13 protein-coding genes are annotated in these 13,977 nt (G+C 53.7%); 6 read left to right on the top strand and 7 right to left on the bottom strand.

Annotation, left to right across the window (positions count from 1 at the left end; translation table 11 throughout):
• The first annotated feature begins 215 nt into the window (after positions 1 to 215).
• The 4 genes from JT31_RS06825 (at position 216) to JT31_RS06810 (ending at position 5,486) form a co-directional block, all read left to right on the top strand.
• The gene (locus tag JT31_RS06825; protein WP_038474908.1) at positions 216 to 1,715 is read left to right on the top strand and encodes a PTS transporter subunit EIIC; all 1,500 of its coding nucleotides are present in this window, start codon (positions 216 to 218) and stop codon (positions 1,713 to 1,715) included.
• 70 nt (positions 1,716 to 1,785) lie between these two features.
• Positions 1,786 to 2,802 (top strand): Mal regulon transcriptional regulator MalI, encoded by a 1,017-nt coding sequence (malI, locus tag JT31_RS06820; protein ID WP_038474901.1) that lies wholly within the window; start codon positions 1,786 to 1,788, stop codon positions 2,800 to 2,802.
• Between the two features lie 179 nt (positions 2,803 to 2,981).
• On the top strand, positions 2,982 to 3,974 hold the full coding sequence (locus tag JT31_RS06815) for a lysozyme inhibitor LprI family protein (protein WP_038474899.1): 993 nt from the start codon (positions 2,982 to 2,984) through the stop codon (positions 3,972 to 3,974).
• A gap of 552 nt (positions 3,975 to 4,526) precedes the next feature.
• Positions 4,527 to 5,486 (top strand): IS110 family transposase, encoded by a 960-nt coding sequence (locus JT31_RS06810; RefSeq protein WP_038472527.1) that lies wholly within the window; start codon positions 4,527 to 4,529, stop codon positions 5,484 to 5,486.
• 233 nt (positions 5,487 to 5,719) lie between these two features.
• Here the strand turns inward: JT31_RS06810 and JT31_RS06805 are convergent, their stop codons facing one another.
• From JT31_RS06805 to JT31_RS06775, 7 genes are read right to left on the bottom strand one after another with little or no spacing between them, the layout of a single operon-like run.
• Positions 5,720 to 7,819: a flagellar biosynthesis protein FlhA gene (locus JT31_RS06805; protein WP_038474898.1), complete on the bottom strand. Its 2,100-nt coding sequence runs from the start codon at positions 7,817 to 7,819 to the stop codon at positions 5,720 to 5,722.
• Complete coding sequence (gene flhB / locus JT31_RS06800) at positions 7,806 to 8,945, bottom strand: flagellar biosynthesis protein FlhB (RefSeq protein ID WP_038474896.1); 1,140 nt, start codon at positions 8,943 to 8,945, stop codon at positions 7,806 to 7,808. Before flhB ends, JT31_RS06805 begins: the two co-directional genes overlap by 14 nt.
• Positions 8,945 to 9,718: a flagellar biosynthetic protein FliR gene (fliR, locus tag JT31_RS06795; RefSeq protein WP_038474894.1), complete on the bottom strand. Its 774-nt coding sequence runs from the start codon at positions 9,716 to 9,718 to the stop codon at positions 8,945 to 8,947. The genes flhB and fliR overlap by 1 nt, the downstream gene beginning before the upstream one ends.
• A 3-nt stretch (positions 9,719 to 9,721) precedes the next feature.
• Positions 9,722 to 9,994, bottom strand: coding sequence for a flagellar biosynthesis protein FliQ (fliQ, locus tag JT31_RS06790; protein ID WP_038474892.1), 273 nt, complete (start codon positions 9,992 to 9,994; stop codon positions 9,722 to 9,724).
• A gap of 2 nt (positions 9,995 to 9,996) precedes the next feature.
• Positions 9,997 to 10,767, bottom strand: a complete 771-nt coding sequence (fliP, locus tag JT31_RS06785; RefSeq protein ID WP_038474890.1) for a flagellar type III secretion system pore protein FliP — start codon at positions 10,765 to 10,767, stop codon at positions 9,997 to 9,999.
• Positions 10,764 to 11,165 carry a flagellar motor switch protein FliN gene (gene fliN, locus JT31_RS06780; protein ID WP_038474888.1) on the bottom strand — a complete coding sequence of 134 codons (402 nt, stop codon included), beginning with the start codon at positions 11,163 to 11,165 and terminating at the stop codon, positions 10,764 to 10,766. The genes fliP and fliN overlap by 4 nt, the downstream gene beginning before the upstream one ends.
• A complete protein-coding gene (locus JT31_RS06775) occupies positions 11,152 to 11,841 on the bottom strand; it encodes a FliM/FliN family flagellar motor switch protein (protein WP_235212924.1) in 690 nt (229 codons plus the stop codon). Before JT31_RS06775 ends, fliN begins: the two co-directional genes overlap by 14 nt.
• A gap of 707 nt (positions 11,842 to 12,548) precedes the next feature.
• On the opposite strand from JT31_RS06775, the gene JT31_RS06770 reads away from it, so the two are divergent.
• A complete protein-coding gene (locus tag JT31_RS06770) occupies positions 12,549 to 13,592 on the top strand; it encodes a sigma-54 interaction domain-containing protein (RefSeq protein WP_038474884.1) in 1,044 nt (347 codons plus the stop codon).
• Positions 13,593 to 13,611: 19 nt separating this feature from the next.
• Entirely contained in the window at positions 13,612 to 13,974 is a 363-nt protein-coding gene (gene fliE / locus JT31_RS06765; RefSeq protein WP_038474882.1) for a flagellar hook-basal body complex protein FliE, read from the top strand.
• Positions 13,975 to 13,977: the final 3 nt, after the last annotated feature.

Raw genomic sequence — 13,977 nt, 5'->3', positions numbered from 1 at the left:
CATTTCTCAGGCACAAAACCCCATCAATCCCAGGCCTAAAAACCTGCGTCACTTCAAATATTCGATAACAATATGGCAACAGCGCAGATTTCAGTTGCGGGGTAAAAACCGTTTCGGCACTCTAGGTAGAACGTTCTACTAGAACGTTCTACCTACCATAAAAACGCGTAAATAGACAAAACGCGGTTACTGCGTCTGCACCGGGGGAAACGTCCATGAGTCTGTTGTCCAGTGTTGTTAAATCGTTATCAAAGCTTTCCATGATTGGCCGCGCCTTAATGCTGCCTATCTCTCTGCTGCCCGCCGCAGGTTTACTGCTGGCGTTCGGCGATAAGTTTCACTTACCGCTGATGATGAACGCGGGCGGGGTCATTTTTGACAACCTGCCCATGCTGTTCGCCATCGGTTCTGCCGTTGGCCTGGCCGCTGAGTCAGGTATTGCCGCGCTGTCTGCGGCGGTGTCGGTATTTATCATTAACATCACCATTGGCACCGTGATGCACATTACGCCGGAAATGGCCTCTGCGGGCGGTAAATATGCCATGGTAGTGGGCATTCCGACGCTGCAAATGGGCGTTTTCGGCGGGCTAATCTCCGGGATCCTCGCGGCGTGGTGCTACAACAAGTTCCACACCATGCAGCTGCCGGAGTTTTTGGGCTTCTTCTCCGGCAAACGCTTTGTCGCTATCGCCACGGCGTTTCTCTCCTTTCTGCTGGGGATGGCGCTGCCGTGGGTCTGGTCATACATTCAGTCCGGCATTGATGCCCTGTCGGTAGTGGTGAACGGTGACAATCAGGCCGCGTCGACCTTCATCTTTGGCCTTGTTGAACGCGCGCTTATCCCGCTGGGCCTGCACCATATCTGGTATCCCTCTTTCTGGTACTCATTCGGGGAATACACCACCCACACGGGGCAGGTTATTCACGGCGACCAGACGATTTGGTTCAAAATGCTGGAAGAGGGCGTGAAGTCCTTCAGCAGCGACAGCTATCACGATGCCGGTAAATTCATGCAGGGCGAGTTCCCGCTGATGCTGTTCGCGCTGCCTGCGGCCTGTCTGGCGATGTACCATGAAGCCAACACCAGGAATAAGAAAATTGCCTCCGGTATTCTGTTCTCCGCGGCGCTGACTTGCTTCCTGACAGGGATAACGGAGCCGGTAGAGTTCACCTTTATCTTCGTCGCCCCGATCCTGTACGTGTTCAACGCGGTGATGGCCGGCCTGTCGTATATGTGTATGTATCTGCTGCATGCCCATATTGCCAAATCGTTCTCCGCCGGGATGATCGACTACATCTCCTTTGGTATCCTGCCGTCCTTTAACGGCTATCAGACTAACTTCCTGATGGCGGTTGTGGTCGGCGTGCCTATGGCGCTTATCTACTACTTCACCTTCCGCTTCGTGATTCGCCGCTTCGACGTGAAAACGCCGGGCCGTACCGAAGTGACCGCTAACGCCGGGGATAAAACCGATACCGAACTGGCTGGCGATATCATCGGCCTGCTGGGCGGGGCGCCAAACATCAACTCCGTGGGTTCCTGCATCACCCGTTTGCGCCTCGAAGTGGACGACAGTTCAAAGGTTGATAAAGATGGCCTGAACAGTCTGGGCGCACGCGGCGTAGTGTTTGTCGGCGATTCGGGTATTCAGGTGATATTTGGTGCCAGAGCGCAATTTATTGCGCAGACAATGTCGACGATGATCGGTAAATAATGTAATACCTTTCGGCCTCCTGTATGTTTCAGGGGGCTGAAATTTATGGATGTACGGTTGCAGGGGTGGAATGAAAAAGGTCAACATCATTGATGTCGCGGAGCTGGCAGGCGTATCGGTCTCGACGGTTTCGCTGGTGCTGCGTCAGAAGGGCAAGATCTCCGAGGCGACCATTGATAAGGTCAACGCCGCCATCAAAACATTAGGTTACGTGCATAACGTTGCCGCCGCTAACCTGCGTTCCAGCACGTCCAACCTGATTGGCCTGATCATCCGCGATTTTAACGATTCCTTTTCGGTCAACGTCACCGCAAGCGTCGTTCAGCAGCTTGAGAAACAAGGTTATATGGTGTTTCTCGGCCAGCCGCGTGATGACGAACAGCAGCTACGTAACTGCCTGACGTCGTTTAACCAGCAGGGCGTCGCCGGGGTGATTTATCTGGCCGCCGACTGTCACTCCGCTGAGCTACCTCAGGCGATTACCGACTGCCCGCTGCCCACGGTAGTCATCTCTGAATCAACCATCACCAGCACGCGCGACGTTATTGGGCGGGATAATCGCCAGGCCGGTAACCAGGCCACTCGATTTCTCATTGAGCGCGGCCACCGTAATATCGCCTGGCTGGGCGGCACGAAAAGCTGCCTGATCCGCGCCGAGCGTTTGTCAGGTTACCGCAGCGCCCTGCAGCAGTATGGCCTGCCGTTCAGGGAAGAGTGGGCGCCAGAATGCGCGGACGATACCTCGGCTTCGGCGTTTGCCACACGCCTGATGCTGGAAAAAAGCAACCAAATCACCGCCATGCTGTGCCATTCCCCGGCGGCCATTATCGGCGCCATCACCGGTATTCAGCAGGTTGGTAGAACGGTCGGGAAAGACGTCTTCTTAACGCAGCAGGTCTCTCTGATCGGTTTCGAAGATATGATGTACATTAATCTTACCTCGCCGAGCTTTACCTATGTCTCCGCATCCAGCGAAGAGACCGGGCGACAGGCCGCCTCTCTGATTGTCCGCAAAATCAAACAGCCAGAATTACCCGCCCAGAGAATTATTATTTCTGGAGAGCTGGTTCCGCGCGAATCCGCCTGACGGCAATATTCATTGTTTCTTATTTGTCAATGTGCCATTAATTTCATCATAATAAGTGATGTTTTATTAACGCATTATTTTCATTTTAATTTCAATTAACCATGCCTTCAGTTTGATATTGCAAGTTGAATATGTTCTGGTCAGAATGGCGACTTCGGATTGGGAATTTTCTTGTACCTATGCTCAAGCGCATCCTTTCTACCTTATTATTTATGGCGGGTTTCTATGCCGGTAATGCGATGGCCGTTGATTGCCAGCGCGCTGCTACGCCATTAGACAATACCATCTGCAATAATGACACCTTGCACTGGCTGGACAGTACCATGGACATGATTTACCACTCCATGCTGGTGAAAAACAATGCGGCTCAGGTTCATAAAGACTATCTGGAGTGGGATAAATCGCTTGAAAGCTGCACATCTGACGGCTGCATTGAGCGCGCCTATTATGAAGGAATTAGCCGAATTTCTGGCGTGCAAGAGGATTTCGACTGGCAGGGAAACTGGTGGAATACTACGGCTGCTAACCGTAGCGGCGGAAATATAACCCTTAGCCGTAACGCGGAATGGTCGTTGACCGTCGACATCAGGGCCTGGGCGGGCGCAAATCATGATGATTTCACCGCAGAAGCCAGAAAGATCTACGGCATGGCGATTGTGGAGAAAGTGAAGGACACCAGCAATTGCAAGCTGCTCTTTATCCCGCGCCAGGATGGCTCAATCCAGGTACACAGTAACGCAGACTGGGGCTGTAAGCTGTCGATGCCGAAGGGGGTATTTATTGACGGACGCTATGTCAAAAGCCAAACGGATCCACGGCCTAAAGCCACGCTGTTGTCTATTGGCGTCTTTCCGGATGCCGCGACAGATACTCGCTTCAGGGCGATGGTGGGAGATGACTACCAAAACTTCGTTGATGCCGCGAATGTGTACATCTACCAGGACGATATCGACAACATTGGTGCGAAGGTGATTTCGATGTGGGTCCGCGGCGAAGCAAACCGCCATACCGCAATTGTGATGTATACATCTGACGGAAAAATGTGGGCGGCCCGCACCTCTCCGGGGAAAAATGGCATTCAGGAAGCGAAGTTTTACCGCTCCAAAGGGAACGAAACAGGCCCGCTGCCGAGAACGCTTCAGGGCTGGAAGTTACGGTTTTTAGATAAGTAGTAGTCATTCTCTCTTAGTTTCAAATCAATACTATGAGAGTGCTGCTAAGGTTCCGTTCACCACAAATCTATATCTACATGTAGCCATCGAACCGGTGAACGTGTCAGGTGGCATTTCGCCATGCCCCCTGACAACCCCCGGCGCCCGGCAAGCTCATCGCCGCTAAAGCGGTAAACCCACCGGTTATCACCCAAACAGTCGGGGTCGTTCGCGATTCGTTCCCGACGATCGCTCTCTTTCGCTGCTCCCGACAGCTCAACCCCGCCTGAGTTGGGTCATAACCGGGGGCGCTGAGAGCCGGGAGGCAATTCAACCCTCACCCCGGCCCTTATGTCTTGAACTTCCCCGCCAGTGCGGGGAAGATCCCCGACTGATCATCGGGAGGTTGCCGGTGAGCATCCCCTGGCCCTGGTGCTTCCGAGCCCGTGGGAGAGATTATGCCCCGGCAACCTTATTCCCTGTCGCCTCAAGACCGAACGGTATCCTGTGCCTCTGAGCACCCACATATAAGGATGGTCTGGCGATATTATTCATAAGGTTACGGAGAATCAGATGACCCTCACTTCTGTCGGCGTTGATATTGCTAAGCTAAAATTTGATGTCGCTGTCCTGCTGCCTGGTCAGAAATACAAAACTAAAAAGTTTGCTAACACGCCTGCGGGATGTCGTGAGTTTATTCACTGGCTGACCCGCTTTGGGGACTGTCATGTCTGTATGGAAGCGACGGGCAGCTACAGCACGGAACTCGCCACGGCATTGTCCGATGGCGGCTATCGCGTCAGCCTGGAAAACCCTGCCCGCATTCATGCCTTCAGTAACACCGAACTGACCCGAAACAAAACGGATAAAAGCGATGCCGCCCTGATAGCACGGTATTGTGCCCTGTATCAGCCAGCCCAATGGCATCCGGCTCCTCTCAGCCAGCGACAGCTGACCGCGCTGGTGCGGCATCTTAAAAATCTTGAAGAGATGCGTCAGATGGAAGAGAACAGGCTGGAGGCCGCAGATGAGGTCATCACTGGCTCGTTAAAAGAGCACATCGCCACGCTGGATGAACTGATAAAAGAAACCAAAAAGAAAATCAGACAGCACATTGATGATGACCCGGACCTGAGAAAAGACAAAGCGCTGCTGGAGAGTATCCCGGGAGTGGGAGATGTGCTGAGTACGAGTCTTCTGGCCTTCGCGGGAAACCTGAGGCGGTTCAGGAGCAGTAAGGCTCTGGTGGCTTATGCAGGGCTGAACCCACGACGTTGTGAGTCCGGGATGTGGAAGGGAAAGAGCAGGTTGTCAAAAGTGGGGAGCCGTGAGCTGCGTAGCGTGCTGTATATGCCTACGGTAGTGGCGGGAAGATGTAATGAAGTGGTGAAAGACCTGATGACCCGGATGGCGAGCAGGGGGAAGACAGGCAAAGAACGCGTGTGTGCAGGAATGAGAAAGCTGCTACAGCTGGCTTATGGGGTGGTGAAATCAGGGCGTGAATTTAACGCTGAAATACCGCTTGCCGGATAACCGACAAGACGGTATCTCTCCCAGAGGGAGAGGGGGAAAACAGACGATGGGGAACATTTTTTATTCCCTCTCCCTTCCAGGGAGAGGGGCAGGGTGAGGGTAAAAATAAGAAGCGAGGCTCTGTTCCAGCTTAAGTCGCCTCCGTTTTCTCTCCGACCCAGGGCAGGAAGTGAACGGAGCCTTAGCCGATTCTTCATAGAAGGTGTTCTCTCTTAGATCAGCGCGAAGCCCTATCACGCTAATGTCCCGACAATCTTCAAATCGCTGTCATCCGGCACTTCGTTATACGAAAGCACATGCAGCCCGGCGCTGAACAGGCGGCCATAGCGTGACAGAATCGGGCGCAGCTGCGGCGTCACCAGCAGCAGCGGCGGCAGGCTATTCGCCTTCATCTGCTCGTAAATCATCGGCATGGTATTTTGCAATTGAGCCAGAATATTCGGGTCGACAGGGAAGCTGTCGAGCGCCACTTTCCCCGCCTGCTGGGCCTGGTTCAGGGCGTTTAGCAGCATATTCTCCAGTTCGTTATCAATGGTGTAGGCGGCAAGCTGCCTGCGGTCGCCGTTGATGTTATGCAAAATGGCACGGCGCAGGGCGTAGCGCACGTCAGCGCAGAGCAGCTGCGGATCTTTGGTTACCGCCGAGCTTTCCAGCAGCGTGGCGGCAATGGTGACGATATCCTTCAGCGACACCTGTTCGAGCAAAAGCTGGCGATAAACTTTCAGCAACTGGCTGAAATTCAGCGCGTTATTTAAATCTTCCGCAAGCTTCGGCGCCTGCAGCGCAAGGCGTGAATGCAGATGAGTAATATCGTCATAGTTGAACAAATCAGGCAGATGCTGACGCGCCACCTTGTTAACGTGGGTGGCTACCACGCTCGCGCAGTCCACTACCTGATAGCCAAGGTTTAACGCGCGCGATTTTTGGTCCGGATCAATCCAGACGATGGCCATCCCGTACGCCGGATCGGTGTCCAGCACGCCGTCTATCTCGCCGTACAGCTCGGTGCCGGGGATTGCCATTAATTTTTCCGAATTCACTTCCCCCAGCGCCACGCGAATGCCGTTGATGTGGATCGCGTACTGGGCGGGTTTCAGGCGGAAGTTTTCGCGAATGCGGATCTCCGGCAGCAGCACGCCGCAGGTTTCCGAGATAACTTGCCTTGCGCCGCGAATACGCTGCGACAGCGGGCTGCCTTTGGCGGTATCCACCAGTGAAACCAGCTTGTAACCCAGGTTCAGGCCAATCGGCTCGACCAGCGGAATGCTGTCCCAGCTGACGGTAGGCTCCGTGTCCGGGGCAAGGGCCTCCTGAATGGCCTCCATGTCGTCAGCCTGCTGCTCGGCAGGCTGCACCACTTTGCTTTGCCGCCAGGCTGCAAACAGCAACAGCGCGGTGAAGCTCAGGAAGGCAACGTGCGGCATGCCGGGCACGACGGCCAGGATGAACATCACAAACGCTGCGGTATACAGCACGTTCGGGCGGGCGAGCAGCTGAGCCTTAATCTCATCGCTAACGTCACCGCCGTCGCTGACGCGGGTCACGATAATAGCGGCGGCGGTTGCCAGCAGCAGGGAGGGGATCTGTGCGACCAGGCCGTCACCGATGGTCAGCAGCACGTACTGCTGGAAGGCGTGGCTGGCATCGAGATCGTATTTGAAAATACCAATACAGATCCCGCCGATCACGTTGATGATAAGCACCATGATCCCGGCGATGGCATCGCCGCGCACGAACTTCGAGGCCCCGTCCATCGCCCCGTAGAAATCGGCTTCGTTAGCAACGTCTTTACGCCGCGTTTTGGCCTGCTGTTGATTAATTAAGCCGGCATTAAGATCGGCATCAATCGCCATCTGTTTGCCGGGCAGGGCGTCGAGGGTAAAGCGAGCCGACACCTCAGAGATACGTTCGGCCCCTTTGGTGACGACCACGAAGTTGATGATCATCAGAATGACGAACACCACAAAGCCGACCACGAAGTTGCCGCCGATAACCACCTGGCCGAAGGCTTCAATCACCTTACCGGCGGCGCCTTCCCCTTCATGGCCGTGCAGCAGCACCACGCGGGTGGAGGCTACGTTCAGCGTCAGGCGCATCAGCGTGGTGATGAGCAGCAGCGTCGGGAAGACCGCAAAATCCAGCGGGCGTTTACTGTTGACCGCCACCAGCAGCACGATGACCGCCAGCACGATATTGAAGGTAAACAGGATATCCAGCACCAGCGGTGACAGCGGCAAAATAATCATCGCCAGCACGCTGAGCAGCAGAACAGGCACGCCGACGTGCGTCTGCTTTAGCACGGTCACGGCCTGGGTAAACTTATTGTTCGCCATCGGCTTTTAATACCTCTTTTGGAAGATCTATCTGCCTGTTAAGGCGGGGTTTTTGCTCAACATTGCCCGCACGCCAGGCTTTCACCTGCATCACGTAGGTCAGGACATGAGCAATGGCGCGAAACAGCTGCGCCGGAATTTGTTGGTTAACGCGAGTGGTGTAGTACACCGCACGGGCGAGCGGCGGGAACTCGACTATCTCCACGCCGTGGTTCTTACCGACTTCACGAATAAACATCGCCACGTCATCGACGCCTTTCGCCACAATGTAGGGCGCTTCTGCTTTGTTTGGATCGTACTTCAGGGCCACGGCGTAGTGGGTTGGGTTGGTGACGATAACGTCTGCCGAAGGCACCGTTTTGTTGATTTGGCCCATCGCCATTTGGCGCTGCAGCTGGCGAATACGGCCTTTAATCTGCGGGTTGCCGTCGTTGCTCTTATGTTCTTCCTTCACTTCCTGCTTGGTCATGCGCATTTTTTTGGTGAACATAAATTTGCTGAGCGGCACGTCCAGCAGGGCGAAGATAACGATAACCGCGACAAAGTAGCTGATGACATGGTGAAAAATATCAAAACCGCTGCTGATGGCCTGGCGCAGGTAGAGCTGCTGCAGGTAAAGCAGGCCGGCCAGCGAGTCGTTCACCATGGTGTAAAGCACGGCGAGGATCACGCCGCATTTCAGCATCATCTTGCCAACCTCAACATAGTGGCTGCCGGACACCATGCGTTTAAGCCCGCTTATCGGGTTAATTTTCTTAAAATCCGGCAGCAGCTTGTTGGGGGTAAATATCCAGCCGCCGGGGATCAGGCTGGAAATAATGCAGGCCACGGGGATAGGCACCAGCGTGGCGATAAACTTAAGGATAACCAGCACGTTAAGCATCATGAACTGGCTCAGCGCGCCGCTGTCATCCAGCCGTCCGGCCATGCGGCCCACGGATAAAAACGACTCGCTTATCAGCGACTTGTAATAGGGGAAGAAGCTGCTGATGGTCACGAAAGAGGCCACCAGCCCCACGGCCATCGTCAGGTCTTTTGAGCGTGGAATATCCCCTTTCTGCCGGGCTTTACGCAGCTTGCCCGCCGTAGGTTTTTCGCTCTTATCTCCGCTTGAGGATGACGACATTACTGCACCCTTATGGCGTCAAGCCGGGCGAGGATCTCATTGGTCAAATTGAGGTAGTGCTCCGGAATATGGGAAACGATCATCGTGATGCACAGCAGGCCAAACAGCATGCTGATGGGAAAACCGAGTGAAAACAGGTTCAGCGTCGGCGAAACGCGGTTCAGCAGGCCAAACCCGCCCTGCACAATCAGCATCACAAAAGTGGTGGGCAACGCAATCAGCGTGGCGGCAGACATAATCCAGCCGAGGCTTTGCGCCAGTTGTTTAAGCGTCGGTTCATTGATGGCCTGACCGATAGGCCAGTAGGTGAAACCCTTTACCAGAATGGTCACCACCAGCAGATGGCCGTCCATGATAAAAAACAGCAGGGCGCAGAAAACAAAAATGATTTGCGAAATCACCGCCGTCGAGCCGCCGTTAACCGGATCGTTCATCATCGCCATGCCCAGGCCCATATTCATCGACAGAATATGACCGGCGGTCTGCAGCGCGACAAACACCAGCTGCATCGTCATGCCGAACAGCAGCCCCCAAAGCAGCTGCTCGCCGATCAGCAGGATAACCCGCATCGACATCAGCTCGTTCAGCACCACGTTATTGTGCAGCATCGGCGTAATCAGCACCGTCAGGGTCAGCGCGGTGGCAATTTTAATCCGGCGGGAGGAGGCTTTGCTGTCGAGCACCGGGCAAAAGTGGATGAACGCCAGAATGCGCACAAACGGCAGGATCATCGCCATCAGCGGATTAAGCAGATCGTGAATGTTGATTCCCATGCGTCAGCCGACCAGCGAAGAGGCCTGGTGAAAGATTTCGGTCGTGAAGTCTACCAGCCGGGTCAGCATCCATTTCCCGCCAAAAATCAGCACCAGCAGCGTGACCACCAGGCGCGGCAGGAAGCTCAGGGTTTGTTCATTAATCTGCGTAGTCGCCTGGAAAATACTGACGCACAGGCCCACCAGCAGGCTAGGGACAATGGCCACGGCGGAAATCAGCAGTACCAGCTGAATGCCAGAGGCCATGATGTCGCCGGCGTTATCCATATTAAGCATAGCTACAGCCCCTGCACGCTTGAGGTCAGGGTGCCGACGATCAGCGTCCAGCCGTCGCACAGCACGAACAGCATCAGCTTAAACGGCAGCGAGACAATCAGCGGCGACAGCATCATCATCCCCATCGCCATCAAAATACTGGCGACAATCAGGTCGATGACCAGGAACGGAATGTAAATCATAAAGCCAATCTGGAAGGCCGTTTTCAGCTCGCTGAGCAAATAGGCGGGCGTCACGACCGTCAGGTCCTGCTCGCGCGCGTCGCCGGAGACACCGGCAATGCTCATCATCTGTGACATCGCCTTATTGTTGGTCTGCGCCAGCATAAACTTCTTCAGCGGCACTTCGGCGGTAGCCAGCGCCTGGTTCAACGTGATTTTGTCGTTCTGGAACGGCACGACGGCGTCGTTGTACACGGTGGTCCACACCGGGCGCATCACCAGCAAGGTCAGGGCCAGCGCGATACCGGTCAGGATTTTGTTCGGCGGGCTTTGCTGCAGCCCCAGCGCCTGGCGCAAAATCGCCAACACGATGATAAATCGCGTAAAGCAGGTCATCATCAGCACCATGATCGGCAGCAGGCCGAGCAGGGTCATCAGGATCAGGATTTCAATTTTGACGTTGTAGTCCTGGCCCGCGTCGGTATTATTCGCGCTGAATAAGGTCACTTCACCGTGGGCGGCAAACAGCAGCGGCGAGAAGCACAGGCCGAGCGTCAGCAGCGCCGCAAGGCCGCTCTTTCTGTTCGTCAGGCCGCGTAGCAGGCTATTCATCCTGCCAGCTCGCCGAGGTTCTTGTTGTTGAACTCGATGATGCGCAGCCCGTACTTGTCGTTCAGGACGACGACTTCACCCTTACCAAACAGGATGCCGTTGACCTTAATGTCCAGCGGTTCACCGGCGAGCTTGTCCAGCTCAACGACCGAATCGTTGTTCACCGACATTAAATCAGCCAGAGAGATCTCTACCGAAGCCACTTCCAGCGTGAGGGTGACGGGGATACGGCTAAACAGCGACATTTTGCGAATCTGATCCATCGGGTTTGCCCGTGGCGTGTTTTCCTGCAGATCCATGCGGATGTTGCCTTCCACCGTCTCTTCCTGCGGGGCATCACCGAAGTTCAGGTCGTCCAGATCCAGGGTCTGGCTCAGGTCTTGATCAATTTGGCTCATAATGCTTCTCGGCAGTCTTATCGTTAAATTCACTCAGCAGCAGTTTGCCGCGATCTTCCGCAATATCAGCGGTGAAAATCTGTTCTTTGCCGATAAAAACCGGCATCGGTTGATTCAGTGAAATGGGAATAATGTCCCCTGGCTCAATGTCGGCAATTTGCGCGACGGTAAGGTTCAGCGAGGCAAGGCGACCATTCAGCTTCAGCGGCAAATCGTAGAACAGCCTTTCGATTTGGCCGGTGCTCATCGAAGACTCTTTCTCGCCGTCTCCGCCGTCCGGCGCTCTCAGCTTCGCCAGCATGCGATCGACATGCAGCTGGTCGAGCAGGATAGTGAACCCGCCTTGCTCGTAACCTTCGAGGCTGAATGTAATGCACCATGACCACTGGCTAATCACCGAGGAATAGTCGTTCTTTATATCCAGGTCTTCGCCAAAGGTTTCTTTATTGACGACAAGCGCAGTCAGTTCCTGGCCTAATTTATTTTTTAGCCGTTCTTCCGTTTTCGAAATCGGCTGAGATAAATCCGGCGCCACCTGGGCGCTGTCTTTACTCAGGCCATAGAAATCATGAAGAATATTCAGCAGCAAAATACGATCAATGTCGAAGCCGAGATTGCCGTAAGTGGAAGAGAATATCTGCGTGTTTTTATAATTTTTATCGATCGCAAACGTCATATTTTTTAACGTAACGTTTACTCTAAATTTTTTAAGAAAGTAAATGCTTAGCCTTGCATCGAGAATGTCGAAGCAATCATTCATTATTGTTGGCAGCTTATGCCACGGACGGCCAAGCTTATTTACTTCCAGTTTCACCAGTTCGGGAAGCCGATCCCGGTGATGAACTCTGAGTCGTTGTAATACAGGCTGCATAGTTCTTCCGCATAACCATGATATCTGGCGATGTCAGCGATGAGCTTCAGTATTGATTCATCGCTCGCCAAAGAAAAATTTACCTGGGCATTTAAGTTACGAGAATGAGGTGGCGCTCTTTATTAGCAGCAGCGGGTAGATAATTGGAAAACATCTCATCACTTTTTTTCAGGAAGGTGATTAGACCTGCTTATGCTTGCTGTTGCAATAGCGGTGGGCTTATTAATCTATTATTTAAAAACCTGCTTCCAGATTAATGTAATCGATAACTCATTGTATTTAAAGAATTAATGTTTTAATACTCATTAAAAATGAGACAATTATCGTGCCCTCCGTATACTGACCCCACTGATAACCACACTGCTGTAATACTTGTGGTTGAATAACCTGGTGATTGACGGCGCTGAATGTAAACGGTCTTAATTTTTCTTTCATTATTATGATTAAAGGAAATATTAAGTCTGTTTTGCTGTCCTCGCCAGGTAGAATTTACTCTAAGTGGGTGATGCAACATGAATATGTTTATGGATCATAGCGCAGGAAATCTTAACGGCTTTGTGGCCAGGGCACCTTCCAGCGTTAGCGTATTTGCGCTGGCACGCCGTGTGGCAAATTTTAATGTGTCAGTGTTGATAACTGGCGAAACAGGCACCGGTAAAGAATGCGTAGCTAAATATATTCATGAACACGCCACGGGAAGCGATTCGCCTTATGTTGGTGTGAACTGCGCCGCTATTCCTGAGAGCATGCTGGAAGCTATTTTATTTGGCTATGAGAAAGGTGCATTTACCGGTGCGGTGGCAAGCGTTGCGGGTAAATTTGAGCAAGCCAACGGCGGCACATTATTACTGGATGAAATTGGTGATATGCCGCTGGCGCTACAGGCCAAATTATTAAGGGTGCTGCAAGAGCAGGAAGTTGAGCGTTTAGGCAGCCATAAAAAAATCCCACTTGATATTCGCCTGATAGCTTCCACGAATAAAGATTTACAGCTTGAAATTGCCGAAGGCCGTTTTCGTCAGGATTTGTTCTACCGCATTTCGGTGGTGCCTATCCACATTACGCCACTGCGTGAGCGTCAGCAGGACATCATCCCGCTGGCCCAGCGCTTCATTAGCAAATATCACACGTTCCACCAGGGCAAGATTATGCTTGCCGAAGACGCCCGTCACGCGCTGCTGAGCTATAACTGGCCGGGTAACGTTCGTGAGCTGGAGAACGTTATCCAGCGTGGCCTGATCCTCTGTAACGGGAGCGAAATCACCGCCAAAGATTTCGGCCTGACGCCGGTCGTACAGCCGCAAAGCGCCGCCATTGGCATCATGCCGGCATGGCATGAAACCGGCCACCGCTCTGAGGGCGATGCCCCGGCCGCGATTCGCAACGTCAAGATGCACGGTCGTATGGCCGAGTACCAGTACATCATCGACCTGCTAAAGCGTCATCAGGGCAACAAATCGAAAACCGCCCAGTTTTTAGGCATTACCCCTCGGGCGCTGCGTTACCGACTGGCTTCGATGCGAGAAGAGGGTATTGAAATTGGGTGTTACTCCTGAAAGGGGGAAGGAAACCACTATGGATAAGATTTCAGGATTAGGTATGCCGATGGGGCAGCAGGAAATGCTGATGCGGCTACAGCACACGGCGGCAAGCGCCGGTGCCGGCGCTATCGCCGCGCCTCAGACTCTCGCGCCGTCGGGGATGGGTACCGCGCCCTCCGTCTCGTTCGGCAATGTCCTTAACCAGGCCATCAACAACGTTGACCAGATGCAGCACGCCGCCAGCGCCCGCCAGGCCGCTATCGACACCGGCCAGAGCGACGATTTAACCGGCGCGATGATCGAAAGCCAGAAAGCCAGCGTGGCGTTTACGGCAATGATGCAGGTGCGCAACAAGCTCACCACCGCGCTGGATGAAGTGATGAACATTGCGCTCTAAGGG

This window comes from Cedecea neteri, from assembly GCF_000757825.1.
In the GTDB taxonomy this organism is placed as follows: Bacteria; Pseudomonadota; Gammaproteobacteria; order Enterobacterales; family Enterobacteriaceae; genus Cedecea; species Cedecea selenatireducens.
Note: the sequence above shows the minus strand (reverse complement) of the source record. Positions and strands in the feature narration are given on the sequence as shown.

Coding starts and splice junctions, on each gene's coding strand:
- fliP (WP_038474890.1), bottom strand. CDS start 10,767: ATGAATAGCCTGCTACGCGGCCTGACGAACAGAAAGAGCGGCCTTGCG.
- fliR (WP_038474894.1), bottom strand. CDS start 9,718: ATGGGAATCAACATTCACGATCTGCTTAATCCGCTGATGGCGATGATC.
- fliN (WP_038474888.1), bottom strand. CDS start 11,165: ATGAGCCAAATTGATCAAGACCTGAGCCAGACCCTGGATCTGGACGAC.
- JT31_RS06825 (WP_038474908.1), top strand. CDS start 216: ATGAGTCTGTTGTCCAGTGTTGTTAAATCGTTATCAAAGCTTTCCATG.
- JT31_RS06810 (WP_038472527.1), top strand. CDS start 4,527: ATGACCCTCACTTCTGTCGGCGTTGATATTGCTAAGCTAAAATTTGAT.
- flhB (WP_038474896.1), bottom strand. CDS start 8,945: ATGTCGTCATCCTCAAGCGGAGATAAGAGCGAAAAACCTACGGCGGGC.
- fliE (WP_038474882.1), top strand. CDS start 13,612: ATGGATAAGATTTCAGGATTAGGTATGCCGATGGGGCAGCAGGAAATG.
- JT31_RS06770 (WP_038474884.1), top strand. CDS start 12,549: ATGAATATGTTTATGGATCATAGCGCAGGAAATCTTAACGGCTTTGTG.
- malI (WP_038474901.1), top strand. CDS start 1,786: ATGAAAAAGGTCAACATCATTGATGTCGCGGAGCTGGCAGGCGTATCG.
- JT31_RS06805 (WP_038474898.1), bottom strand. CDS start 7,819: ATGGCGAACAATAAGTTTACCCAGGCCGTGACCGTGCTAAAGCAGACG.
- JT31_RS06775 (WP_235212924.1), bottom strand. CDS start 11,841: ATGACGTTTGCGATCGATAAAAATTATAAAAACACGCAGATATTCTCT.
- JT31_RS06815 (WP_038474899.1), top strand. CDS start 2,982: ATGCTCAAGCGCATCCTTTCTACCTTATTATTTATGGCGGGTTTCTAT.
- fliQ (WP_038474892.1), bottom strand. CDS start 9,994: ATGCTTAATATGGATAACGCCGGCGACATCATGGCCTCTGGCATTCAG.